Origin of the sequence: Enterobacter sp. SLBN-59 (genome assembly GCF_024807915.1) — a bacterium.
Classification (GTDB): Bacteria; Pseudomonadota; Gammaproteobacteria; order Enterobacterales; family Enterobacteriaceae; genus Enterobacter; species Enterobacter asburiae_B.
Map to the genome: position 1 here is coordinate 431,235 of NZ_JANUFI010000001.1, position 24,884 is coordinate 456,118.

Below are 24,884 nucleotides of genomic sequence, written 5' to 3' on the forward strand. Positions count from 1 at the left end.
GGGGTTTTGATGCGACTGGTCATTATCGGAAATGGCATGGCGGCCACGCGGCTGATTGCCGCGCTCACCGGGCGTGCTGCCGGTCTTTTCGCTATCACCGTCATCGGTGACGAGCCGGAGCATGCCTATAACCGCATCCAGCTTTCGCCGGTCCTGGGCGGTGAAAAGCAGGCTGCAGACATCTGTTTGCAGGATGACGACTGGTACCAGTCGCGCGGCGTGACGGTGCTGCGGGGCGAAAAGGCGATCGCCGTGAACGTGGACGCGCGGGAAGTGCAAACCACCGCCCGCACGCTGGGCTGGGACGCGCTGGTGTTTGCCACCGGATCAACGCCCTTTATTCCGCCAATCCCCGGCTGCGATGCGCCGCATGTGTTCACGTTCCGCACCCTGGAGGATACCCGTGCCATTCGGACGATCGCCGGTCCGGCGGTGGTGCTGGGCGGCGGCGTGCTCGGGGTTGAGACGGCGGCAGCGCTGGCGCGCTCAGGTGACAACGTCATGCTGGTTCATCGCGGTCCGTGGCTGATGGAGCAGCAGCTGGATCGGCAGGCGGGAATGCTGCTGGAAGAGGCGCTGGCGGCGCGGGGCGTGCGCTGTGAGCTCGCCTCGGGCATCGCAGCGGTGAGCGGGAATAGCGTGACGCTGCTCAACGGGCGCCGCGTCGTCGCCGCTCGCGTGGTGCTGGCGACCGGCGTGCAGCCCAGCGTCGCGCTGGCGCAGGCCAGCGGCATTCGCTGCGCGCGCGGCATCGTGGTGGATCACCAGATGCAAACCTCCGAACCGAACGTCTACGCCATCGGCGAGTGCTGCGAAATTGACGGGCAGACGTTTGGCCTGGTCGCCCCCTGCCTGGCGCAGGCGGAAATCCTGGCCGCGCGGCTGGCCGGGGACGCTACCGCGCCGTTTACCCTGACCGACAGCGGGATGCGCCTCAAGGTGACGGGCGTGGAGCTGTTCAGCCTCGGCCGTGCGGCGGAGCAGGAGGGCGACGTGGTCTGGAGCGCATGGGATCCGCTGACCCGTCACTATCGTCGTTTATTGATCCATCAGGGGGCGCTGGCTGGCGCGCTGCTGATGGGCGACTGCCGCAGCGCGGCAACGTTTACCGATTTACTGGCAACGGCCACGCCCGCCCACGCGGACTGGCTGTTCGATCGTTTCACTACGCAACCGCAGGTTGCAGGACAGAATGCTATGACAAAACCTACTCTGGTGGTGGTTGGGCACGGTATGGTCGGCCATCATTTCCTCGAAGACTGCGTTAAGCGCAATCTGCATCAGCAGTATCAGATCGTTGTCTTTGGCGAGGAGCGCTATGCCGCCTACGACCGTGTGCATTTGTCGGAATATTTTGGCGGCCGCAGCGCGGCGTCGCTCTCGCTGGTGGAGGGGGATTTCTTTGCTGACAGCGGCATTGAGCTGCGCCTGTCGCAGCAGATCGTCGCTATCGATCGCGATGCGCGCGTGGTGCGTACCGCCAGCGGGCATGAGACCCACTGGGACAAGCTGGTGCTGGCGACCGGCTCATACCCGTTCGTTCCGCCCGTGCCGGGCAACGATTTGCCGGGCTGTTTTGTCTACCGCACCCTTGACGACCTGGACAACATTGCTGCACATGCGGCGGGCTCGCGCCGCGGCGTGGTGATTGGCGGCGGCCTGCTCGGACTGGAGGCGGCGAATGCCCTGAAGCAGCTCGGGCTGGAAACCCACGTGGTGGAGTTTGCGCCCAACCTGATGGCGGTCCAGCTCGACAACGACGGCGCGGCGATGCTGCGCAAGAAAATCGAGGCGCTGGGCGTCGGCGTTCACACCAGTAAAGCCACGACGGAGATCGCCACCGCGGACGGCGGGCTGGTGCTGCGCTTTGCCGATGGCGAACAGCTGGAAACGGACATGGTGGTCTTTTCGGCGGGCATCCGTCCGCAGGACGCGCTGGCGCGCAGCAGCGGGCTGGCTATCGGCGAACGCGGCGGGATCTGCATTGACGACGGCTGCCAGACCTCCGATCCGGACGTGCTGGCCATCGGCGAATGCGCCCTGTGGGAGGGGAAAATCTTCGGTCTGGTCGCGCCCGGCTATCAGATGGCGCGGGTGGCCGCCGCCGCGCTGGCGGGGGAGGATAAAACCTTCACCGGCGCGGATATGAGCACTAAGCTCAAGCTGCTCGGCGTGGACGTGGCCTCGTTCGGCGACGCCCACGGGCGCACCCCGGGGGCGCTGAGCTACCAGTGGACGCACGGCCCGCAGCAAATCTACAAGAAAATCGTGGTCAGCCACGACGGCAAAACGCTGCTCGGCGGCGTGCTGGTGGGCGATGCCAGCGAATACGCCACGCTGGTGCAGATGATGCTTAACGGCATCAGCCTGCCGAAAGAGCCGGAAACGCTCATTTTACCCGCGTCGTCAGGCAGCGCGCCAAAAGCGCTCGGCGTGGCGGCGCTGCCGGAAAGCGCGCAGATCTGTTCGTGTCATAACGTCAGTAAAGGCGATATTTGCCGGGCGGTGAGCGCGGGCGCGGCGGATATCGGCGCCGTTAAGCAGTGCACCAAAGCGGCGACCGGCTGCGGCGGATGTAGCGCGCTGGTGAAGCAGGTGATGGAGTTCCAGCTGGCGGAGCAGGGCGTGGAGGTGAAAAAGGACATCTGCGAGCACTTCCCGTACTCGCGCCAGGAGATTTACCACCTCGTGCGCGTCAACCATATCCGCACCTTTGACCAGCTTATCAGCCGCTACGGACAGGGGCACGGATGCGAGATCTGCAAGCCGCTGGTGGGATCGGTGCTCGCCTCCTGCTGGAACGAGTATCTGCTGAAACCGGCGCACCTGCCGCTGCAGGATACCAACGACCGCTACTTCGCCAACATCCAGAAGGACGGCACATACTCCATCGTGCCGCGCATGCCCGCAGGGGAAGTGACCGCCGACGGGCTGATTGCCATCGGGCAGATTGCGAAACGCTACAGCCTGTACAGCAAAATTACCGGCGGACAGCGTATCGATCTTTTCGGCGCCACTCTGGAACAGCTGCCGGCGATCTGGCAGGCGCTGGTGGAGGCCGGGTTTGAAACCGGACACGCCTACGGTAAATCCCTGCGCACGGTGAAATCCTGCGTCGGCTCGACCTGGTGCCGCTACGGCGTGCAGGACTCCACCGGCCTCGCGGTCCGGCTGGAGCACCGCTACAAGGGCCTGCGCGCGCCGCACAAAATCAAAATGGCGGTCTCAGGCTGCACCCGCGAGTGCGCGGAGGCGCAGAGCAAAGACGTGGGGGTGATTGCCACCGATAAGGGCTGGAACCTCTATCTGTGCGGCAACGGCGGGATGAAGCCGCGCCACGCGGATCTCTTCGCCAGCGATCTGGACGACGAAACGCTGATCCGCACCGTCGACCGTTTCCTGATGTTTTACATCCGCACGGCGGATCGCCTGCAGCGCACCAGCACCTGGATGGACAACCTGGAAGGCGGCCTCGACTATCTGCGGGAGGTGATCCTCACCGACAGCCTCGGCATCGCCCACGAGCTGGAGCAGGAGATGGCCCGGGTGGTGGAAACCTACCAGTGCGAATGGCAAACCACGCTCAGCGATCCCAGCCGTCTGGCGCTGTTCCGCACGACGGTGAACGAGACCGCGCCGGATGAAAGCAAGCGCTGGCAGGAAATTTGCGGCATCGACGATATCCCCGAGCAGGCGGGCATCGGCGCGCGGCTTGGACGTAAGCCGATTGCGCTGTTCCGCTTTGGTAAAACCGTTTACGCCCTCGACGATCGGGAGCCGGGCGGCGATGCGAACGTGCTTTCACGCGGCATTCTTGGCGATGCGGCGGGCGAGCCGGTGGTGATTTCACCGCTCTACAAGCAGCGCATTCGCCTGCGCGACGGCTGTCAGGTAGAGAACGGCGAACCCTCGGTGCGCGCGTGGCCAGTGAAGATTGAAAACGGCAAGGTGTGGGTTGGCAGCGACGCCCTGGTAATGCGTGCGGAGGCCTCATGACGGAAACCCGGACAACGTGCCCCTACTGCGGGGTGGGCTGCGGCGTGGTCGCCCGCGTGGAAGGTGAAGCGGTAAGCGTTCATGGGGATGAAACCCATCCTGCGAACCTGGGCCGCCTGTGCGTGAAAGGATCGGCCCTGGGGGAAACGACGGGCTTACAGGGGCGGCTTTTGCGCCCGGTCGTTGACGGCCTTGAGGTGGACTGGGCGCAGGCGCTGAGCGCGGCAGGAGAGCGCCTGCGGGAGATTATCGATAAATGGGGGCCGCAGGCGGTGGCGTTTTACGCCTCCGGCCAGCTGTTGACCGAGGATTACTATGCCGCCAACAAGCTGATGAAAGGGTTTATCGGCGCGGCAAACATCGATACCAACTCCCGGCTCTGTATGTCCTCGGCGGTGGTGGGCTACAAGCGCGCCTTTGGCGAAGACGTGGTGCCGTGCGGCTACGAGGATATGGAAAACAGCGATCTGGTGGTGCTGGCTGGCTCGAACGCGGCCTGGACGCATCCGGTGCTCTACCAGCGGCTGGTGCAGGCGAAGCACGACAACCCGCGGATGAAGGTGGTGGTAATCGATCCCCGCAGAACCGCCACCTGTGATATTGCTGACCTGCATCTGGCGCTCGCCCCCGGCAGCGACGCCGGGCTGTTTGTCGGTCTGCTTAATGTGATTCAGGGAACGGATGAGTGGCCCGTTGAGCGCGTGGCGGCGTTTTGCGGCCTCTCGCCGCAGGATATAGGCACCTTTTATGACTGGTTTATGACGGCGCCCCGGGCCATCACGCTCTACACCATGGGGATCAACCAGTCCGCCAGCGGCAGCGACAAGTGTAACGCCATCATTAACGTTCATCTTGCCAGCGGGAAGTTCAACCGTCCGGGCTGCGGCCCGTTTTCGCTGACCGGACAGCCAAACGCGATGGGGGGAAGGGAAGTGGGCGGGCTGGCGAACCAGCTGGCGGCGCACATGAACTTTGAGCCGGACGATCTCTCGCGGGTGGCGCGTTTCTGGGGAACGGAACGGCTGGCGCAAACCTCGGGCCTGATGGCGGTGGAGCTGTTTGACGCCATTGCCCGCGGCGAGGTGAAGGCGGTGTGGATCATGGGCACTAACCCCGCCGTGTCGCTTCCGGACAGCCACGCGGTGTGTCAGGCGCTGGCGAACTGCCCGCTGGTGATGATCTCTGAGGTGATGAAGGATACCGATACCAGCCGGTTCGCCCATATCCGTTTTCCGGCGCTGGGCTGGGGGGAGAAGGACGGGACGGTGACAAACTCGGAACGCCGCATTTCGCGCCAGCGCGCGTTTCTGCCCGCGCCGGGCGAAGCGAAGCCGGACTGGTGGATCGTCGCGCAGATGGCGAAACGGCTGGGCTACGGCGAGGCCTTTGCCTGGCAACATCCGCACGAGATTTTTTGCGAACATGCGGCGCTGACGGCCTTTGAAAATGACGGCGCGCGGGCATTGAATCTTCATGAACTGGCTGCGCTAACCCGTGAGGAGTGGGATCAGCTTGAGCCTTATCAGTGGCCGACGGGGAGTTTTCCGCGCCGAAACATCGTTCCCGTTAACCCTCTGTCGCACGGCGCGACGGTCAGCGCCTTATACCCGCTGATTCTCAACTCGGGGCGCATCCGCGATCAGTGGCATACCATGACCCGAACGGGATACGTGGCGAGGCTGATGCAGCATATCGCCGAACCGTTTGTTGAGGTTAGCCCGGCAGACGCCGTTCGGTTTTCCCTGTGCGACGGCCAGCTGGCGCGCATCAGCTCGCCGCGCGGCGTGATGGTGGCAAGAGTGCGAATCAGCGACGGGATACGGGAAGGCGAGGCGTTTGCCCCGATGCACTGGAACGCCGGGTTTGCCCGCCAGGGAAAGGTGAATGCGCTGGTGGAAGGGCGCTGCGATCCGGTTTCGGGCCAGCCAGAGAGTAAACAAACCGCCGTCAGGATCCTGCCCTGGCAGCCCGCCTGGCAGGGGGAACTCTATGCCCGGGAATGGCCGGAAATGCCCTCTTCGGCTTACTGGTGGCGCAAAGCCTCACGCCTGACGGTGGCGGGCGATCAACCGCTGCTGCCGTGGGTAATGGAATACGTCAGCGACCGGGGCTGGCAGCTGCAGGTGGCGCAAACCGGCGAACGCAGCAGCGTGCTGGCCTGGCATGAAGGCCAGCTGATGCTGGGCTTCTGGGAGGGCACCGCGTTACCGGCGCTGGTGCATGCGGTGATTGAAGCCGCTTTTCAATCCCCACCCGTGCTTCTCGCAGAACGCCACGCCTTGTTGAACGGACAGAGCGTCGGGAAGGCGGCGGATCCGGGACGCATTATCTGCAGCTGTTTCAGCGTCGGGGAGAATGCGATACGGGAGGCGATCGTCGGCGGGTGTGATTCCGTCACCGCGCTGGGGGCGACGCTGCGCTGCGGTACGAACTGTGGCTCCTGCGTGCCGGAGCTGAAAGGGCTGTTTCAGGATAATCCTGAAATGTCCTCCAGAACTGCATTTCAAGGCTTATCGCGTTAACATAATAAGAGTTTATTCATTAACACAGGTTCTTATTTACGACGTTGATGGCTGTATCGTCCCGCATTCGTTTGCTGTTATTACTCTCCCTTGTTACGGTCGGAGCCGTTCACGGTGCGCCGAATTCCTTTATCCAGCAGGCGCAAAATCCCTTTGATAATAACGGGGATAGTTTGCCCGACCTCGGCATGGCGGCGCCAACGGGCGAGGGGGAAAAACACCTGGCCGAAATGGCGAAAGCCTTCGGTGAAGCCAGCATGACCGACAACGGCCTGACAACGGGCGAGCAGGCGCGTCAGTTTGCGTTTGGCCAGGTGCGCGACGCGGTGAGCGGCGAAGTGAACCAGCAGATTGAGTCCTGGCTTTCGCCCTGGGGGAACGCCAGCGTGAACTTGCTGGTGGATAACGACGGCAAATTTAACGGCAGCAGCGGGAGCTGGTTTATCCCCTGGAACGATAACAACCGTTACCTGAGCTGGAGCCAGCTTGGCCTGACCCAGCAGGCGGATGGCCTGGTCAGTAACGCCGGAATAGGCCAGCGCTGGGTCGCCGGGAAATGGCTGCTGGGTTACAACACATTTTACGATAACCTGCTGGACGAAAACCTGCAGCGTGCCGGGCTGGGCGCGGAAGCGTGGGGGGAAAATCTGCGCCTGTCAGCCAACTATTATCAGCCCTTTGCCGGCTGGCGCGATCGCTCCGACGTCCAGGAGCAGCGCATGGCGCGCGGCTATGACGTCACCGCTAAAGCCTGGCTGCCGTGGTTCCATCATCTCAATACCAGCGTGAGCTTCGAGCAATACTTCGGCGATAACGTCGATCTCTTCAACAGCGGAACGGGCTATCACAATCCCGTAGCGGTGAATCTGGGGCTTAACTATACCCCCGTGCCGCTGGTCACCCTGACCGCCGCGCACAAGCAGGGCGAAAGTGGCGCGAGCCAGAATAACCTCGGGCTGAAGCTCAACTATCGCTTTGGCGTGCCGCTGGTGAAGCAGCTTTCCGCCGGTGAAGTCGCCGCCACGCGTTCCCTGCGCGGAAGCCGCTACGACTCGCCGGAGCGCAATAGCCTGCCGGTGATGGAGTTCCGCCAGCGTAAAACGCTGTCCGTCTGGCTGGCGACGCCGCCGTGGGATCTGAAAGGGGGCGAGACCGTTATGCTGAAGCTTCAGGTTCGCAGCGCGCACGGCATTCGTGAGATCCACTGGCAGGGGGATACGCAGGCGCTGAGCCTGACGTCGCCGGCCAAAAGCAACAGCAGCGACGGCTGGAGTGTAATTATGCCTGCCTGGGATGACAGTGAAGGGGCGACAAACCGCTGGCACCTGTCGGCGGTGGTGGAAGATGAGAAAGGCCAGCGCGTCTCGTCCAATGAGATCGTGCTGACCGTCGTGCAGCCGCTGGTCGCATTGCCGGACAACGACCCGCGCTGGAAGCTTCTGCCGGAGGAGTAATCCTTAAAAAATGCGTTCCTGATGCACCCACACCGCGGCTTCAACGCGGGATTTGAGCTTCATTTTCTTCAGCATATGCTTCACGTGCACCTTGACCGTGCTTTCGGTGATGTCCAGGCGGCGGGCGATCATTTTGTTCGGCAGCCCCTGGGCAATGAGTTTGAGAATATCGCGCTCGCGCGGGGTTAACTGGCTGACGTCACGGTCAGAGGTGGCGCGATTGGCGCGCAGGCTGGCGGCCAGCACCGGCGTTAAGGCTTCGCTGAGAACCATCTCGCCCGCCGCGGCCTGCTGCAGCGCCTTAAGCAAGTCTTCCGGCTCCATATCCTTGAGCAGATAACCATCTGCCCCGCGCTTCAGCGCTGTGACCACATCCTCTTCATGGTTCGACACGCTAAAGACGACGATGCGCCCGGAAAGCGATTTTTCCCGCAGCTTGTCGAGGGTTTCCAGACCGTTCATGCCGGGCATATTCAGATCCAGCAGGATCAGATCGGGATCGAGGGATTCGGCAAGCTCAATGCCCTGTTCACCGTTGCTGGCTTCGCCAACCACGGTGATATCGGGCGCCATGCTGACCAGCTGTTTCACGCCAGTACGCAGCATCGGATGGTCGTCGATCAACAGGATGGATGCCGGTTCCTGATTAGTCATGGGTTTCTCCTTGAGCAGTTGTAAGCGGTTTCTCGGGAATAAAGGTGACCACAACTTCCGTGCCACCCGTCTCTCTCCGGCGAACCTGGCAATCACCGCGCAGGCTTTGGGCGCGGTCTCGCATAATAATTAAACCATAGTGGTTAGTGCGTTCGGCATTTTCCGGCACGCCGCGGCCGTTGTCGTGAACCGTGAGCTTCACCTGATTGCTGTGCTGGCTGACGGTGACCGTTACCGCCGTCGCGCCGGAATGCTTGAGCACGTTGCTCAGCGCTTCACGGGCGATTTGCAGTACATGTATGGCCTGGTGGGAGGGGACAAACCGCGGCGGCAGCTGGTAGTCCAGCTTCACCGGGAACCCCAGCCGGGCGCTAAATTCGTGACAGCTGGCCTCCAGCGCCGGACGCAGGCCCGGCTCGGTCAGCTGCAGACGGAAGGTAGTCAGCAGCTCGCGAAGCTGTATCCAGGAGGTGTTCAGCTCGTTGCGGATCTGGCTGAGCAGCTGCTTGTTGCTTTCGGGCATCTCCGCATCCTGCATCTGCAGGCAGCTCACCTGCATTTTCATACAGGAGAGCGACTGGGCGATAGAGTCGTGAAGCTCGCGGGCGATGGTCGCGCGCTCTTCCATGACGATAAGCTGCTGCTGCTTTTCCTGATGCCTGTCGAGCGCCAGCGTGGCCGTTAGCTGTTCGACCAGCGTATCGACCAGCTGCTGCTGGTCGTGGCTCAGGTGACGCCCGGCTGGCAGCGTTGCCAGCAGAATACCGTACTGGGTGTGGCTGTCGGTCAGGCGCCACTTCAGGGTGGTGCCGCCGGACGTCAGCGGCGGCAGGCCGCGAGGGCAAAGATGGCAGCCTTTGTCATCGCAGGACATATCCGACTGACAGGTAAATTCCTGATGGTTATCTTCGTCTTCCACGTCGTAGACGCGCAGCTCAAGGTCGTGAAGGAGGGTTAGATTTTGCAGGCCGTTCAGCACCGGAGAGAGGCGTTCGCATAGCGGCACCTGCATGTGCAGACGACGGTTGGCCTGCCACAGGAAGGAGAGGATCTCGTTTTTCTGCTCCAGTCCGGCCGTTTTTTCCTGAACGCGCTGTTCAAGCACCGCGTAGCTCTCTGAGAGCTCTGCAGACATGGTGTTGAGCGCCTGGCCGAGCATGGCCATCTCGTTGCGCCCGCTAATGTGCGTGCGCTGGGTAAAATCGCGTGCGGTGACCGCGCGGGCCATTGCCAGCAGCTGTTTCCACGGGTTTAGCAGTCGCGCGCGGAGCCAGACGATGGTGAAGATCAGCAGCAGCCCCATAAACAGCGCCATGGCGCGGTGCACCATCACCACCCGGTCGATGCGTAATTCGGTGGTTTGGTCGAAAGAGGAGACCAGCGCATCGATGCGTGAGACGAAACCCGCCACGTCCTGCGCAACGGTTTCGGTGCTGCGCGCCTGTTTCAGCCCGGGCTCCAGTTGGGTGTGCCAGTAGCCCTGAAGGGCTTTGAGCTGATATTGCTGACCGGCGCGGATGGCGGCGTTTTCCAGTTCGGGGCTGAAGACCGTGCGCTCCATCTCATCAATCAGGGGCCGATCGTCCTGCGTCAGGGGAACCGACGCCAGCAGGCGATAACTCTGCATGCGTAGCGAGCCTGCCTCGTTGATGGCATGCGCATTACCCTGTACGCCCTGTACCAGCCAGCCGGAGATCGCCATGCCGGTCACGCCGATGGCGGTGGACAGCAAAACGATAAGGGCTAGCTGATTCACGAGCGTCAGCGGAGATAAACATCTTTTTAACATAGAGGTGGCGTGCTCCTGACGTGGCCTGCTTGCAGGAATGGCGCTATTCTGGTGCATACCCTGGAGTATACCCATACCAATAAAGGATTACCCCTAAATTGCCAACGGAGTAGGGGGAAGGAGGTGGGGGTAGTCTGGAACCGTCAGTGCCGTGAAAAACCACGTCTTTTTTACCGAATTAGCCTACTCACTAAGGGTGATGCCTTATTTTACGCCGCAAATCCTCCCACTTTTCCTTTGATTTATATCAACTTACCGCCGCCCTAAAACCCTAATGTTTGCAGCATCATTCGAGAATCAGAGGTGTCTATGAGTCACTCATCCGCTCCCGAAAGGGAAAATGGTGCCGTTATTACAGACTGGCGTCCAGAGGATCCGGCGTTCTGGCAACAGCGCGGCCATCGTGTAGCAAGCCGGAATCTGTGGATTTCCGTGCCGTGTTTGTTATTAGCGTTTTGCGTATGGATGTTGTTTAGCGCGGTGGCGGTCAACCTGCCCAAAGTCGGGTTTACGTTTACGACCGATCAGCTGTTTATGCTGACCGCGCTGCCGTCGCTGTCAGGCGCGCTGCTGCGTGTGCCTTACGCGTTTATGGTGCCGGTGTTTGGCGGTCGTCGCTGGACGGCGTTCAGTACGGGCATCATGATCGTCCCCTGCGTCTGGCTCGGCTTCGCGGTGCAGGATACCTCTACGCCGTTCAGCGTGTTCGTGATTATTTCCCTGCTGTGCGGTTTTGCGGGTGCGAACTTCGCCTCCAGCATGGCGAACATCAGCTTCTTCTTCCCGAAAGCGAAGCAGGGCGGTGCGCTGGGCATTAACGGCGGCCTGGGGAATATGGGCGTCAGCGTGATGCAGCTGATTGCCCCGCTGGCGATCTCTGTTTCTATTTTCGCGGCCTTTGGCGGCGGTGGCGTTGAGCAGGCGGATGGTTCTTCCCTCTATCTGCAGAACGCCGCCTGGATCTGGGTGCCTTTCCTGGTGGTCTTCACCCTCGCAGCCTGGTTCTTTATGAATGACCTTTCCGCGTCGAAGGCGTCGCTGAGCGAACAGCTGCCGGTGCTGAAGCGTGGACACCTCTGGGTGATGGCGCTGCTGTATCTGGCCACCTTCGGTTCGTTTATCGGCTTCTCTGCGGGCTTCGCGATGCTGTCGAAAACGCAGTTCCCGGAGATTCAGATCCTGCACTTTGCCTTCTTCGGACCGTTTATCGGTGCCCTGGCGCGTTCGCTGGGCGGCATGGTCTCTGACCGTCTCGGCGGTACCCGCGTGACGCTGGTGAACTTCGTCGTGATGGCGGTCTTCTGCGCGCTGCTGTTCCTCACTCTACCCGTCGACGGGCAGGGCGGTAACTTCATCGCCTTCTTCGGCGTGTTTATGGTGCTGTTCCTGACGGCCGGGCTGGGGAGCGCGTCTACCTTCCAGATGATCTCCGTGATTTTCCGTAAGCTGACGATGGATCGCGTGAAGGCGCAGGGCGGGAGCGAAGAGCAGGCCATGCGCGAGGCGGCAACGGATACGGCCGCGGCGCTGGGCTTTATCTCTGCCATCGGCGCAATTGGCGGCTTCTTTATCCCGAAAGCGTTCGGTATCTCTCTGGACCTGACCGGCTCTCCGGCCGGTGCCATGAAAGTTTTCCTTGTCTTCTATATCGCCTGCGTTGTGATTACGTGGCTGGTATATGGCCGAAATACCAAGAAAAATAAGTAAGTGTGATTATCCGTTTACGCGGCCTTCGGGCCGCGTTTTTTTAGCCTGAATAGTAGTTACAACATACTTACGGCTTTTACAGAAGACTCCTGCGGCAGCACTGTGATCGCCATCGCTTTGCAGGTGGGTCTACCCCTTAATACCTGAGATGTTAAATTTTGACTGGCTTTTTGTACGATAAAATAAAAATAACTCTATATTTCATGATGATATGAATTTTTTGAAGATACCGCTTTGGTGGTATTTGGTGTAATCCCTCGCCTGAAAGTCCCTCCTCGTCTTGATCGTTATCAATTCTCCCCCTCTTTCAGGGCGTTACCTTCGCTGTAAATCAGCAATGTCGATTTAGAGAGCCACAGGCTCCACACAGGAGATACCCGATGAGCAAATTTTTGGACCGGTTTCGCTACTTCAAACAGAAGGGTGAAACTTTTGCCGATGGGCACGGCCAGGTTCTGGATACCAACCGGGACTGGGAAGACGGTTACCGCCAGCGCTGGCAGCATGACAAAGTCGTCCGTTCGACCCACGGCGTGAACTGTACCGGTTCATGCAGCTGGAAGATTTTCGTTAAAAACGGTCTGGTGACCTGGGAAATGCAGCAGACCGACTATCCGCGCACCCGCCCGGATATGCCAAACCACGAACCGCGCGGCTGCCCGCGCGGTGCCAGCTACTCCTGGTATCTCTACAGCGCTAACCGTCTGAAATACCCGCTGATGCGCAAGCGCCTGATGAAAATGTGGCGTGAGGCGAAAGTGCAGCACAGCGATCCGGTGGATGCCTGGGCGTCCATCATCGAAGACGCTGACAAAGCAAAAAGCTTCAAGCAGGCTCGCGGTCGCGGCGGTTTCGTTCGCTCCTCGTGGAAAGAGGTAAACGAGCTGATTGCCGCCTCCAACGTCTACACCGTCAAAACCTACGGTCCTGACCGCGTGGCGGGCTTCTCGCCAATTCCGGCGATGTCGATGGTCTCTTACGCTTCCGGGGCGCGCTATCTGTCTCTAATCGGCGGTACCTGCCTGAGCTTCTACGACTGGTACTGCGACCTGCCGCCTGCGTCTCCGCAGACCTGGGGCGAGCAGACCGACGTGCCGGAGTCCGCGGACTGGTACAACTCCAGCTATATCATCGCCTGGGGCTCAAACGTACCTCAGACCCGTACGCCGGACGCGCACTTCTTTACCGAAGTCCGTTACAAAGGCACCAAAACCGTAGCAGTGACCCCTGACTACGCGGAAATCGCCAAGCTTTGCGATCTGTGGCTGGCGCCGAAACAGGGTACCGACGCCGCGATGGCGATGGCGATGGGCCACGTCATGCTGCGTGAATTCCATCTTGATAAGCCAAGCCAGTACTTCACCGACTACGTTCGCCGCTACACCGACATGCCGATGCTGGTCATGCTGGAAGAGCGTGAGGGCTACTATGCCGCGGGCCGCACGCTGCGCGCAGCCGATCTGGTGGATTCGCTGGGCCAGGAAAACAACCCTGAGTGGAAAACCGTTGCGTATAACAGCAACGGCGAGCTGGTGGCGCCAAACGGCTCAATCGGCTTCCGCTGGGGCGAGAAGGGCAAGTGGAACCTTGAGCAACGCAACGGCACCACCGGCGAAGAGACGGAGCTGCGCCTGAGCATGCTGGGTAGCCAGGACGAGATCGCCGAGGTCGGGTTCCCGTACTTCGGCGGTGAAGGTTCAGAGCACTTCAACAAGGTTGAACTGAAAAACGTTCTGATGCACAAACTGCCGGTTAAGCGCCTGCAGCTGGCCGACGGTTCTACCGCGCTGGTCACCACCGTTTATGACCTGACCATGGCGAACTACGGTCTGGAACGCGGTCTGGGCGATGAAAACTGCGCAACCGGCTATGACGACGTGAAGGCCTACACCCCGGCTTGGGCGGAACAGATTACCGGCGTGCCTCGCGCGCACATTACCCGTATCGCACGTGAGTTCGCTGAAAACGCGGACAAAACGCACGGCCGTTCGATGATCATCGTCGGCGCGGGTCTGAACCACTGGTATCACCTCGATATGAACTATCGCGGTCTGATCAACATGCTGATCTTCTGCGGCTGCGTCGGTCAGAGCGGCGGCGGCTGGGCACACTACGTCGGCCAGGAAAAACTGCGTCCGCAGACCGGCTGGCAGCCGCTGGCGTTTGCCCTCGACTGGCAGCGTCCGGCACGCCATATGAACAGCACCTCCTACTTCTATAACCACTCCAGCCAGTGGCGCTACGAGACGGTTACCGCGCAGGAGCTGCTGTCGCCGATGGCGGATAAATCCCGCTACAGCGGCCACCTGATTGACTTCAACGTGCGTGCGGAACGCATGGGCTGGCTGCCGTCTGCGCCGCAGCTGGGCACTAACCCGCTGCGCATTGCGGAAGCGGCGAAGAAGGCGGGCATGTCACCGGTGGATTACACCGTGAAATCCCTGAAGGATGGCTCTATCCGCTTCGCGGCAGAACAGCCGGAGAACGGTAAAAACCACCCGCGCAACCTGTTCATCTGGCGCTCCAACCTGCTGGGCTCGTCCGGTAAAGGCCACGAGTACATGCTGAAATACCTGCTCGGTACCGAAAACGGTATCCAGGGGAAAGATCTCGGCAAGCAGGGCGGCGTGAAGCCGGAAGAGGTCGAGTGGAAAGATAACGGCCTCGACGGCAAGCTGGATCTGGTGGTGACGCTCGACTTCCGTCTGTCCAGCACCTGCCTGTACTCCGACATCGTGCTGCCAACCGCGACCTGGTACGAAAAAGACGACATGAATACCTCGGATATGCATCCGTTTATTCATCCGCTGTCTGCGGCCGTTGACCCGGCGTGGGAATCGAAAAGCGACTGGGATATCTACAAAGACATCGCGAAGAAATTCTCCGAAGTCTGCGTAGGGCACCTCGGTAAAGAGACCGACGTGGTGACGCTGCCAATCCAGCACGACTCTGCCGCCGAACTGGCGCAGCCGCTGGACGTGAAGGACTGGAAAAAAGGTGAATGCGACCTGATCCCGGGCGTAACCGCGCCGCACATTATTCCGGTTGAACGCGACTATCCGGCAACCTACGAGCGCTTTACCTCTATCGGCCCGCTGATGGAGAAAATCGGTAACGGCGGGAAAGGGATCGCCTGGAACACCCAGAGCGAGATGGATCTGCTGCGCAAGCTCAACTACACCAAAGCGGACGGCCCGGCGAAAGGCCAGCCCATGCTGAACACGGCGATTGATGCGGCAGAGATGATCCTGACCCTGGCCCCGGAAACCAACGGCCACGTTGCGGTGAAAGCCTGGGCGGCGCTGAGCGAGTTCACCGGCCGCGACCATACGCACCTGGCGACGAATAAAGAGGAAGAGAAAATCCGCTTCCGCGATATTCAGGCGCAGCCGCGCAAGATTATCTCCAGCCCGACCTGGTCTGGTCTGGAAGATGAGCACGTGTCCTATAACGCGGGCTACACCAACGTTCACGAGCTGATCCCATGGCGCACCCTGTCAGGCCGTCAGTCGCTGTATCAGGATCACCAGTGGATGCGCGACTTCGGTGAAAGCCTGCTGGTCTACCGTCCGCCAATCGACACCCGCTCCGTGAAAGCGGTGATGGGCGCGAAATCGAACGGTAACCCTGAGAAGGCGCTGAACTTCCTGACGCCGCACCAGAAGTGGGGTATCCACTCCACCTACAGCGACAACCTGCTGATGCTGACCCTGTCGCGCGGCGGTCCGATTGTCTGGATGAGCGAAACGGACGCCAAAGATCTGGGTATCGAAGATAACGACTGGATCGAAGTGTTCAACAGCAACGGTGCCCTGACGGCGCGTGCGGTGGTGAGCCAGCGCGTACCGGCCGGGATGACCATGATGTACCACGCGCAGGAACGTATCGTTAACCTGCCGGGGTCAGAAATTACCGAGCAGCGCGGCGGGATCCACAACTCCGTGACCCGTATTACGCCGAAGCCGACCCACATGATCGGTGGCTATGCGCAGCTGGCCTACGGCTTTAACTACTACGGCACCGTAGGATCGAACCGCGATGAGTTCGTGGTGGTACGTAAGATGAAGAATATTAACTGGTTAGACGGCGAAGGTAATGACCAGGTACAGGAGAGCGTAAAATGAAAATTCGTTCACAAGTCGGCATGGTGCTGAATCTGGATAAATGCATCGGCTGTCATACCTGCTCGGTCACCTGTAAAAACGTCTGGACCAGCCGTGAAGGTATGGAGTACGCCTGGTTCAACAACGTGGAAAGCAAGCCGGGCACCGGCTTCCCGACTGACTGGGAAAACCAGGAGAAATGGAAGGGCGGCTGGATCCGTAAAATCAACGGCAAGCTGCAGCCGCGCATGGGTAACCGCGCGATGCTGCTGGGTAAAATCTTCGCTAACCCGCACCTGCCGGGCATCGACGATTACTACGAGCCGTTTGACTACGACTACCAGAACCTGCACAACGCGCCGGAAAGCAAGCACCAGCCGATCGCTCGTCCGCGCTCGCTGATCACCGGTCAGCGCATGGACAAGATCACCAGCGGTCCAAACTGGGAGGAGATTCTGGGCGGCGAGTTCGAGAAACGCGCCAAAGACCAGAACTTCGAGAACATGCAGAAGGCGATGTACGGCCAGTTCGAAAATACCTTCATGATGTATCTGCCGCGCCTGTGCGAGCACTGCCTTAACCCGGCGTGCGTGGCGACCTGCCCAAGCGGCGCTATCTACAAGCGTGAAGAAGATGGCATCGTGCTGATCGACCAGGACAAGTGCCGCGGCTGGCGGATGTGCATCACCGGCTGCCCGTACAAAAAAATCTACTTCAACTGGAAGAGCGGTAAATCTGAGAAGTGCATCTTCTGCTACCCGCGTATCGAAGCCGGAATGCCGACCGTCTGCTCAGAAAGCTGCGTAGGCCGTATTCGCTACCTCGGCGTGCTGCTGTATGACGCGGACGCGATTGAAAATGCCGCGAGCACCGAGCACGAGAAAGATCTGTATCAGCGTCAGCTGGACGTCTTCCTCGATCCGAACGATCCGAAGGTGATTGAGCAGGCGCTGAAGGACGGCGTGCCGCAGAGCGTGATTGACGCGGCGCAGCAGTCACCGGTGTACAAAATGGCAATGGACTGGAAGCTCGCGCTGCCGCTGCACCCGGAATACCGCACCCTGCCGATGGTCTGGTACGTGCCGCCGCTGTCGCCGATTCAGTCCGCGGCTGACGCGGGCGAACTGGGCAGCAACGGCATCCTGCCGGACGTGGAAAGCCTGCGTATTCCGGTTCAGTACCTGGCGAACCTGTTGACCGCCGGGGACACCCAGCCGGTACTGCTCGCGCTGAAGCGTATGCTGGCGATGCGTCACTTCAAACGCGCGGAAACCGTAGACGGCGTGATCGATACCCGCGCGCTGGAAGAGGTTGGTCTGACCGAAGCGCAGGCGCAGGAGATGTACCGCTATCTGGCGATTGCCAACTACGAAGACCGTTTCGTGGTGCCGAGCAGCCACCGCGAGCTGGCCCGTGAAGCCTTCCCGGAAAAAAATGGCTGTGGCTTTACCTTTGGCGACGGTTGCCACGGGTCAGACAGCAAATTCAACCTGTTCAACAGCCGCCGCATCGATGCCATGGATGTGACCAGCAAAACGGAACCGCACCAATGATTGAACTCGTCATTGTTTCGCGTCTGCTCGAGTACCCGGATGCTGCGCTTGCGCAGCATCAGCAGGAACTCTTTGATGCACTCGCGTCATCTGAAAACCTGGATAAAGACGATGCCCAGACGCTGGGTGTTTTCCTCCGCGATCTGCTGGCGCGCGACCTTCTGGATGCCCAGTCGGACTACAGCCAGCTGTTTGACCGGGGGCGTGCGACCTCGCTGCTGCTGTTTGAACACGTTCACGGTGAGTCCCGTGACCGCGGGCAGGCGATGGTCGACCTGATGGCCCAGTACGAACAGCACGGCCTGCAGCTCGACAGCCGCGAGCTGCCGGATCATCTGCCGCTGTATCTGGAGTACCTGGCGCAGCTGCCGAAAGAAGAGGCGCTGGGCGGTCTGCAGGACATCGCGCCGATCCTGGCGCTGCTCGGCGCGCGTCTTCAGCAGCGCGAGAGCCGCTATGCTGTGCTGTTCGATCTGCTGGTGAAGCTGGCCAACGCCGCGGTCGACAGTGAAAAAGTGGCGGAGAAAATTGCGGATGAAGCCCGCGACGATACCCCACAGGCGCTGGATGCGGTCTGGGAAGAAGAGCAGGTGAAATTCTTTGCTGACCAGAACTGCGGCGAGTCTGAAATCTCCGCTCACCAGCGTCGCTTTGCCGGCGCGGTTGCCCCGCAATATTTGAATATCTCTAACGGAGGACGGCACTAATGCACTTCCTGAATATGTTCTTCTTCGACATTTACCCGTATATCGCGGGCACCGTGTTCCTGGTGGGAAGCTGGCTGCGTTACGACTACGGCCAGTACACCTGGCGTGCGGCCTCCAGCCAGATGCTGGATCGTAAAGGGATGCATGTGGGCTCTAACCTGTTCCACATCGGTATTCTGGGGATTTTTGCCGGTCACTTCCTCGGGATGCTGACGCCGCACTGGATGTATGAAGCGTGGCTGCCGATCGAGGTGAAGCAGAAGATGGCGATGATCGCCGGCGGTGCCTGCGGCGTGATGACTCTGGTGGGGGGCCTGCTGCTGCTGAAACGTCGTCTGTTCAGCCCGCGCGTGCGTGCGACCACGACCGCAGCGGATATTCTGATCCTCTCCCTGCTGATGGTGCAGTGCGCGCTGGGCCTGCTGACCATTCCGTTCTCGGCGCAGCATATGGACGGCAGCGAAATGATGAAGCTCGTCGGCTGGGCGCAGTCCGTGGTGACCTTCCACGGCGGAGCCTCCGCGCACCTGGACGGCGTGGCGTTTATCTTCCGCGTTCACCTGGTGCTGGGGATGACGCTGTTTGTGCTGTTCCCGTTCTCTCGTCTGGTGCATATCTGGAGCGCGCCGGTAGAGTACCTGACGCGCAAATACCAGATTGTGCGCGCCCGTCGCTAATTCACCGTTTTGACACTCACCCCGCACTCGCGGGGTTTTTTTTCGCCCCAGCCCAGGTTATTGCCCGCGGCAGCAAACAGGATAAGCGCGCCGCCCGCCAGCTGGGTCAGGTTCAGCGAGTGTCCGAACACCAGATTATCGACAACGATCGCCACCACCGGATAGATAAACGACAGGGAGCCGGTAATGGGTGTAGGCAGCTTCTGGATCGCGCTGTAGAGCAGCTGGTACATAATGCCGGTATGGACGATGCCCAGCGTCAGCAGGATCGCCCAGGGGAAATCACCGGAAAATGACGGCATGCTGGCAAACGGCAAAAGCATCACGACGCCCGTCAGCACCTGGATAAAGGCAATATGCTGCGGCGCAACGGATCTGAGCTTGCGGGCAATAATGGCCGTGACCGCATAGAAGAAAGCCGCGGCCATCGCCAGGCCAATTCCGGCGAGCCATTCACTGCCGTGCGCGCCGGTCAGCTCGCTGGAGAGCAAGATCACCACGCCGCCAAAGGCGAGGAACAGCCAGCCCCATTTCACCAGGCTAACGCGTTCACCTAAAAACATCCCCATCAGGACCAGCATAAACGGCTGGGTGTTATAGACCACGGTCGAAAGACCAATCGAGATCCGTTCATAGGCCGCGAAGAGCAGCAGCCAGTTCACCACGAGCGCTACGCCGCCGAGAATGGCCAGCAGCAGCGTGGTGCGGGTGAGGGGACTGAAGGGCTTTTGACTTGCCCGGATAAAAATAAAAAGCGCTATTGCCCCGATAAGACAGCGCCAGAACACCACTTCCGTCACTGGCAGACCGCTGAGTAAAACAAACGCACCGATAGAGCCGGAAATTAACATCGCCAGGCTCATTTGCCAGACGCCTTTATGGAAATCACGCATTATCCACCTCCTGATTGTATGACGCTATTGTCGAAAATCGCTGTCGGGTTTTACAGGGATGAGATAAGGTGAAATGCAATGATGGCTTTTTAAAATTAGGTGAAAACGATGGAATACCTTCTCGATGATATCGACCGTCAAATTTTAGCCTGTCTGGTCGAAGATGCGCGCATGTCTTTGAAGGTGCTCAGCGGACGCATCGGTCTGACTTCCCCCAGCACGGCAGAACGCCTGAAGAGGCTGGAAGAGCGCGGTGTGATTCAGGGGTATGGCGCACGGGTGAATCTGGCGGCGCTGGGGTATACGCTGCAGGCGCTGGTGCGCGTGCGTCCTTTGCCGGGGCTGTTGCATAAGGTGGATAAATACATTCAGGCGATGCCGGAGTGTATAGAGAGCGACAAAGTCACCGGGGAAGATTGCTTTGTGATTAGGCTGGTGGTGCGATCGATAGAGCAGCTGGATGTGCTGCTGGACGGCCTGGCGGAGCATGCCCAGTGCAATACGTCGATTGTGAAGAGTTCGCCGGTGAAGCGTCGTTTACCGCCGATGTAGGCTTCTGGCTTCTGTCGCCAGGTGGCGGCTGCGCCTGCGAAGGCTTCCCCGTTACGGAAATGCATGATGCCTGGTGCAAAAAGGAGGTTTGGAGTTATTTGGAAGTGATGGTGGTGGGGGAAGGATTACTCGGCGCGTTGCGCCTCGCCCTTCGGGTCGTTGCCTGCGGCAACGCTTTCTCGCTACGCTCGAATCGAACCTTAGTCGAAGCTTCTCATCCTTCCCCGTTACGGAAATACATGATGCCTGGTGCAAAAAGGAGGTTTGGAGTTATTTGAAAGTGATGGTGGTGGGGGAAGGATTCGAACCTTCGAAGTCGATGACGGCAGATTTACAGTCTGCTCCCTTTGGCCGCTCGGGAACCCCACCAGGGGTAATTCAAATTTTGAGGTCGTACTGAGAGATGGTGGTGGGGGAAGGATTCGAACCTTCGAAGTCGATGACGGCAGATTTACAGTCTGCTCCCTTTGGCCGCTCGGGAACCCCACCACGGGGTAATGCTTTTTGACTTACCTGCTTCTGCTGGAAGCGGGGCGAATCATATCAAATGAGGCGCCCCTGTAAAGCATTCCTTTAGGTAAATGAAGTTGTTTGCCTGCTTTTTATCCGTAAAGGTGCAAAGCTAATCAATTCATTTTCCAAAAGATTAAAGAATGATGGTTCTGTTGCCGTAGACAAAGACACGCTGCGCCAGCACCTGATACAGCGCACGACTGAGCACGTTCTTCTCAACGTCACGCCCTGCACGCATCATGTCCTCGGCCGTGTAGGTGTGGTCCACGTGAATCACGTCCTGCATGATGATTGGACCTTCGTCCAGGTTGTCATTCACATAGTGCGCGGTCGCACCGATGATCTTCACGCCGCGCTCGTAGGCCTGGTGGTAGGGACGCGCGCCAATAAAGGCCGGCAGGAACGAGTGGTGAATGTTGATGATCTTGTTCGGGAAACGCGCCACGAAGGATGGCGTTAACACGCGCATGTATTTCGCCAGCACCACGTAGTCCGGGTTATGCGCTTCAATGGCCTGCGCCATCAGATCGTCGTGTTCTTCACGGGTATGGCCTTCGTGGCTCACCAGCTCGAACGGAATATCAAAACGCTCGACCAGCGTGCGCAGCGTCTCATGGTTGCCAATAACGGCAGCTATTTCCACGTCCAGACCGCCGTAGTTTGCTTTCATCAGCAGGTCGCCCAGACAGTGTGCTTCTTTGGTCACCAGGATCACGATGCGGCGTCGACCGGCTGGGGTTAGTTCGCGCACGGAACCTTCCGGAAGCGCGCTGTCGAGATCGGCAAGCAGGGTGGTGTCGTTGAAAATACCTTCGAGTTCGGTACGCATAAAGAAGCGGCCGGTACGGTGGTCAACGAACTCGTTGTTCTGCACGATATTCAGTTCATGTTTGTAGCAAATGTTGGTAATTCGTGCGATCAGTCCTTTTTGATCGGGACAGATGGTGCGCAGAACTTTACGTTGTAATGATTGCATCGCCGGGAAATCCTGTTTGTATTTGCGAAGTCTGGGTTGTCAGGCATTACTGCCCGCAACACTTTTTAAATTTTTTACCTGAACCACACGGGCAGGGATCGTTACGACCAAACTGTGGGCGCGTTCCGTCAATATAATACCACTGCCCGCTTTCCTTTAAGAACCGGGAACGCTCGATAATGGCACCAGGTTTATTATTCTCGGTAAAACGAGCGACAAAGCTGACGTAACCTTCATCCACATGACTGCCCGTTGAGGATTCATAGACGGTAAGGCCGAGCCACTGCGTGTTCGCGAAGCCGGCTTCGATGTCCTGTCTGAATTCGGCAGCGTGGCAGGAGGGATGCCAGGTTTTAATCAGGTAGTCTGCGTCTTTGATCACAAAAGCAGTGTAACGTGAACGCATGAGGTGTGACGGGTCTGGTGCAACCTGATCGCCAGACAGATATCGCTGGCAACATAGGCTATACTCCAGAGCGCTACCACAAGGGCAGAGTTGAGACACGATTCTCTTCCTGGAACAAATAATAAAGGCGTAAAACGCTTCGGGTAGCACTATGTTAACTGAGCTGTTGCGTTGACGCTATGTCAGGAATCCAGGGGAAGTAAAACAGGGCTAATGAGAAAGGTTAAAATTGGACTGGCGCTGGGCTCAGGTGCAGCCCGGGGATGGTCACACATCGGCGTGATTAATGCCTTAAACAAGATGGGCATTAACGTAGATATTGTCGCAGGGTGTTCAATAGGATCGCTTGTCGGCTCCGCTTACGCGTGCGGGAAGCTTCCGGAACTCGAGACCTGGGTGCGTTCCTTCAGTTACTGGGACGTCCTGCGCCTGATGGATCTCTCGTGGCAGCGTGGTGGGCTGTTGCGCGGCGAACGCGTCTTTAACCAGTTCCGCCAGGTTATGCCTCTCGAAGACTTCACTGATTGTCAGATGCCCTTTGGCGCCGTCGCGACGAACCTCAGCACGGGACGCGAACTCTGGTTAACCGAAGGGGATATCCATCTTGCCGTGCGCGCCTCCTGCAGCATGCCGGGGCTTATGGCGCCTGTCCCACACAACGGTTACTGGCTTGTCGACGGTGGCGTTGTAAACCCGGTTCCCATCTCTCTGACCCGTGCAATGGGGGCGGATATCGTGATTGCCGTCGACCTGCAGCACGACGCCCACCTGATGCAACAGGACCTCATGCCGGTCAATCTCCAGAGCGAAGATGCCGAGGGCGAGAAGCTGGCCTGGCATGAGCGCCTGCGCGGTAGAATCGGGCGCATGGCCGCGCGACGCTCGGTTGCCGCGCCGACGGCGATAGAAATCATGACCACGTCAATCCAGGTACTGGAGAATCGCCTTAAGCGCAATCGTATGGCAGGCGATCCGCCAGATATTCTTATTCAGCCTTACTGTCCGCAAATCTCTACTCTTGATTTCCATCGGGCTGAGGCCGCCATCGCAGCGGGCTCGTTAGCCGTCGAAAAGAAAATGGACGAATTGTTGCCTTTTGTGCAAACAGCACGTTAAGCACCTTTTTTTGACTACTTCAGCAAAATCTGACAGGCGATAGTGCCGATCGCATGCCACTATTTAGTTACTGTCAGCCAGGGGAGGAACCATGACGCAGCCATTGGCCGGAAAACACATTTTGATTGTAGAAGACGAGCCCGTTTTCCGATCGCTACTGGATTCGTGGTTATCCTCGCTGGGAGCAATCACTTCACTGGCTGAAGATGGTATCGACGCCCTGGAAAAAATGATCAGCATTACGCCCGATTTAATGATTTGCGACATTGAGATGCCGCGCATGAATGGGCTGAAGCTGGTTGAACATCTGCGTAACGAAGGCAACCAGACGCCGATTCTGGTGATCTCTGCCACAGAGAATATGGCGGATATCGCCAAAGCATTGCGACTCGGTGTCCAGGATATTCTGCTTAAACCGGTCAAGGATCTGAACCGGCTGCGAGAAACGGTCTTAGCGTGCCTGTATCCGAATATGTTTAATTCCCGGGTAGAGGAAGAGGAGCGTCTTTTCCAGGACTGGGATGCCTTGGTGAGTGATCCTCCTGCTGCGGCGAAACTGTTGCAAGAACTTCAGCCACCCGTACAGCAAACTATTTCGCACTGCCGCGTAAATTATCGTCAGCTGGTGGCGGCCGATCAGCCGGGACTGGTACTGGATATCGCACCTTTATCTGATTCCGACCTTGCGTTTTATTCTCTGGATGTTACCCGGGCAGGGGATAATGGCGTATTAGCCGCGTTACTTCTTCGCGCGCTTTTTAATGGTTTGCTGCAGGAACAGTTATCGCATCAGGGACAACGGCTGCCGGAGTTAGGCAGTTTGCTCAAACAGGTAAACCAGCTTTTTCGCCAGGCTAATTTGCCCGGACAGTTCCCGCTGCTGGTCGGCTATTACCACAGCGGTTTAAAGAATCTGATCCTCGTTTCAGCAGGTCTCAACGCTTCACTGAATACCGGTGAACATCATATTCAGGTGAGTAACGGTGTTCCGCTTGGGACATTGGGTACGGCGTATCTTAATCAAATTAGCCACCGCTGTTCCTCCTGGCAGTGCCAAATTTGGGGCGCCGGGGGACGGCTACGCTTAATGTTGTCCACGGAATAAGCAATTGGATCTTAATTTTAAGATTGCTTTACCTGTGTTTTACGGGGAGTGCTACTATCGCTGCCCAGATTCATGCGTATTTGTCCTAATTGATCGGCAACGCGTTCTTTTCAGACCCGGACTGCGGGGCGAGGCTGATATACTCAACGCGTTATTTATTG

The 24,884-nt window shown here is 59.0% G+C and carries 16 protein-coding genes, 2 tRNA genes and 1 other RNA gene; 11 read left to right on the plus strand and 8 right to left on the minus strand.

Annotated elements, in window-relative coordinates; genetic code table 11:
• Positions 1–9 precede the first annotated feature (9 nt).
• The 3 genes from nirB to M2422_RS02035 are packed head-to-tail and all read left to right on the plus strand — an operon-like array spanning position 10 to position 7,972.
• A complete protein-coding gene (nirB, locus tag M2422_RS02025) occupies positions 10–3,996 on the plus strand; it encodes a nitrite reductase large subunit NirB (protein ID WP_074399132.1) in 3,987 nt (1,328 codons plus the stop codon).
• The gene (locus tag M2422_RS02030) at positions 3,993–6,518 is read left to right on the plus strand and encodes a nitrate reductase (RefSeq protein WP_064672660.1); all 2,526 of its coding nucleotides are present in this window, start codon (positions 3,993–3,995) and stop codon (positions 6,516–6,518) included. Before nirB ends, M2422_RS02030 begins: the two co-directional genes overlap by 4 nt.
• 47 nt (positions 6,519–6,565) lie before the next feature.
• Positions 6,566–7,972: a YchO/YchP family invasin gene (locus M2422_RS02035; protein ID WP_033145767.1), complete on the plus strand. Its 1,407-nt coding sequence runs from the start codon at positions 6,566–6,568 to the stop codon at positions 7,970–7,972.
• Between the two features lie 3 nt (positions 7,973–7,975).
• Here the strand turns inward: M2422_RS02035 and narL are convergent, their stop codons facing one another.
• Positions 7,976–8,626 carry a two-component system response regulator NarL gene (gene narL / locus M2422_RS02040; protein WP_008499531.1) on the minus strand — a complete coding sequence of 217 codons (651 nt, stop codon included), beginning with the start codon at positions 8,624–8,626 and terminating at the stop codon, positions 7,976–7,978.
• Positions 8,619–10,415 carry a nitrate/nitrite two-component system sensor histidine kinase NarX gene (gene narX, locus M2422_RS02045; protein ID WP_033145766.1) on the minus strand — a complete coding sequence of 599 codons (1,797 nt, stop codon included), beginning with the start codon at positions 10,413–10,415 and terminating at the stop codon, positions 8,619–8,621. The genes narL and narX overlap by 8 nt, the downstream gene beginning before the upstream one ends.
• Positions 10,416–10,724: 309 nt before the next feature.
• Here narX and M2422_RS02050 point away from each other — a divergent pair, with 309 nt between their 5' ends.
• From M2422_RS02050 to narI, 5 genes are all read left to right on the plus strand, one after another.
• Complete coding sequence (locus M2422_RS02050) at positions 10,725–12,122, plus strand: NarK family nitrate/nitrite MFS transporter (RefSeq protein ID WP_033145765.1); 1,398 nt, start codon at positions 10,725–10,727, stop codon at positions 12,120–12,122.
• 380 nt (positions 12,123–12,502) lie between these two features.
• Positions 12,503–16,246 (plus strand): nitrate reductase subunit alpha, encoded by a 3,744-nt coding sequence (locus tag M2422_RS02055; protein WP_064672659.1) that lies wholly within the window; start codon positions 12,503–12,505, stop codon positions 16,244–16,246.
• Entirely contained in the window at positions 16,243–17,778 is a 1,536-nt protein-coding gene (gene narH / locus M2422_RS02060; protein WP_039263580.1) for a nitrate reductase subunit beta, read from the plus strand. Before M2422_RS02055 ends, narH begins: the two co-directional genes overlap by 4 nt.
• On the plus strand, positions 17,775–18,485 hold the full coding sequence (gene narJ / locus M2422_RS02065) for a nitrate reductase molybdenum cofactor assembly chaperone (RefSeq protein ID WP_033145763.1): 711 nt from the start codon (positions 17,775–17,777) through the stop codon (positions 18,483–18,485). The genes narH and narJ overlap by 4 nt, the downstream gene beginning before the upstream one ends.
• Positions 18,485–19,162, plus strand: a complete 678-nt coding sequence (narI, locus tag M2422_RS02070) for a respiratory nitrate reductase subunit gamma (protein ID WP_023312107.1) — start codon at positions 18,485–18,487, stop codon at positions 19,160–19,162. The genes narJ and narI overlap by 1 nt, the downstream gene beginning before the upstream one ends.
• On the opposite strand, the gene M2422_RS02075 is transcribed toward narI, so the two are convergent.
• The gene (locus M2422_RS02075; protein WP_064672658.1) at positions 19,159–20,055 is read right to left on the minus strand and encodes a DMT family transporter; all 897 of its coding nucleotides are present in this window, start codon (positions 20,053–20,055) and stop codon (positions 19,159–19,161) included. The two genes, narI and M2422_RS02075, sit on opposite strands and share 4 nt — an antisense overlap.
• A 108-nt stretch (positions 20,056–20,163) precedes the next feature.
• Between M2422_RS02075 and M2422_RS02080 the strand changes: the two genes are divergently transcribed.
• A complete protein-coding gene (locus M2422_RS02080; RefSeq protein ID WP_029740417.1) occupies positions 20,164–20,607 on the plus strand; it encodes an Lrp/AsnC family transcriptional regulator in 444 nt (147 codons plus the stop codon).
• A 108-nt stretch (positions 20,608–20,715) separates the two neighbouring features.
• Here M2422_RS02080 and M2422_RS02085 read toward each other — a convergent pair.
• The 5 genes from M2422_RS02085 to M2422_RS02105 all read right to left on the minus strand — a co-directional run bounded on the left by M2422_RS02085 (position 20,716) and on the right by M2422_RS02105 (position 22,601).
• Positions 20,716–20,846, minus strand: a non-coding RNA gene (locus tag M2422_RS02085) — RtT sRNA.
• A 45-nt stretch (positions 20,847–20,891) separates the two neighbouring features.
• A tRNA-Tyr gene (locus tag M2422_RS02090) sits at positions 20,892–20,976 on the minus strand.
• Between the two features lie 35 nt (positions 20,977–21,011).
• A tRNA-Tyr gene (locus M2422_RS02095) sits at positions 21,012–21,096 on the minus strand.
• A gap of 157 nt (positions 21,097–21,253) precedes the next feature.
• Positions 21,254–22,096: a formyltetrahydrofolate deformylase gene (gene purU, locus M2422_RS02100; protein ID WP_023312104.1), complete on the minus strand. Its 843-nt coding sequence runs from the start codon at positions 22,094–22,096 to the stop codon at positions 21,254–21,256.
• Between the two features lie 46 nt (positions 22,097–22,142).
• Positions 22,143–22,601, minus strand: a complete 459-nt coding sequence (locus M2422_RS02105; protein ID WP_045888025.1) for a YchJ family protein — start codon at positions 22,599–22,601, stop codon at positions 22,143–22,145.
• 114 nt (positions 22,602–22,715) lie between these two features.
• Between M2422_RS02105 and rssA the strand changes: the two genes are divergently transcribed.
• Together rssA and rssB are read left to right on the plus strand one after the other, a co-directional pair.
• On the plus strand, positions 22,716–23,618 hold the full coding sequence (gene rssA, locus M2422_RS02110) for a patatin-like phospholipase RssA (RefSeq protein WP_023312102.1): 903 nt from the start codon (positions 22,716–22,718) through the stop codon (positions 23,616–23,618).
• 91 nt (positions 23,619–23,709) lie between these two features.
• Entirely contained in the window at positions 23,710–24,723 is a 1,014-nt protein-coding gene (gene rssB, locus M2422_RS02115; RefSeq protein ID WP_033145760.1) for a two-component system response regulator RssB, read from the plus strand.
• The last annotated feature ends 161 nt before the right edge of the window (positions 24,724–24,884 follow it).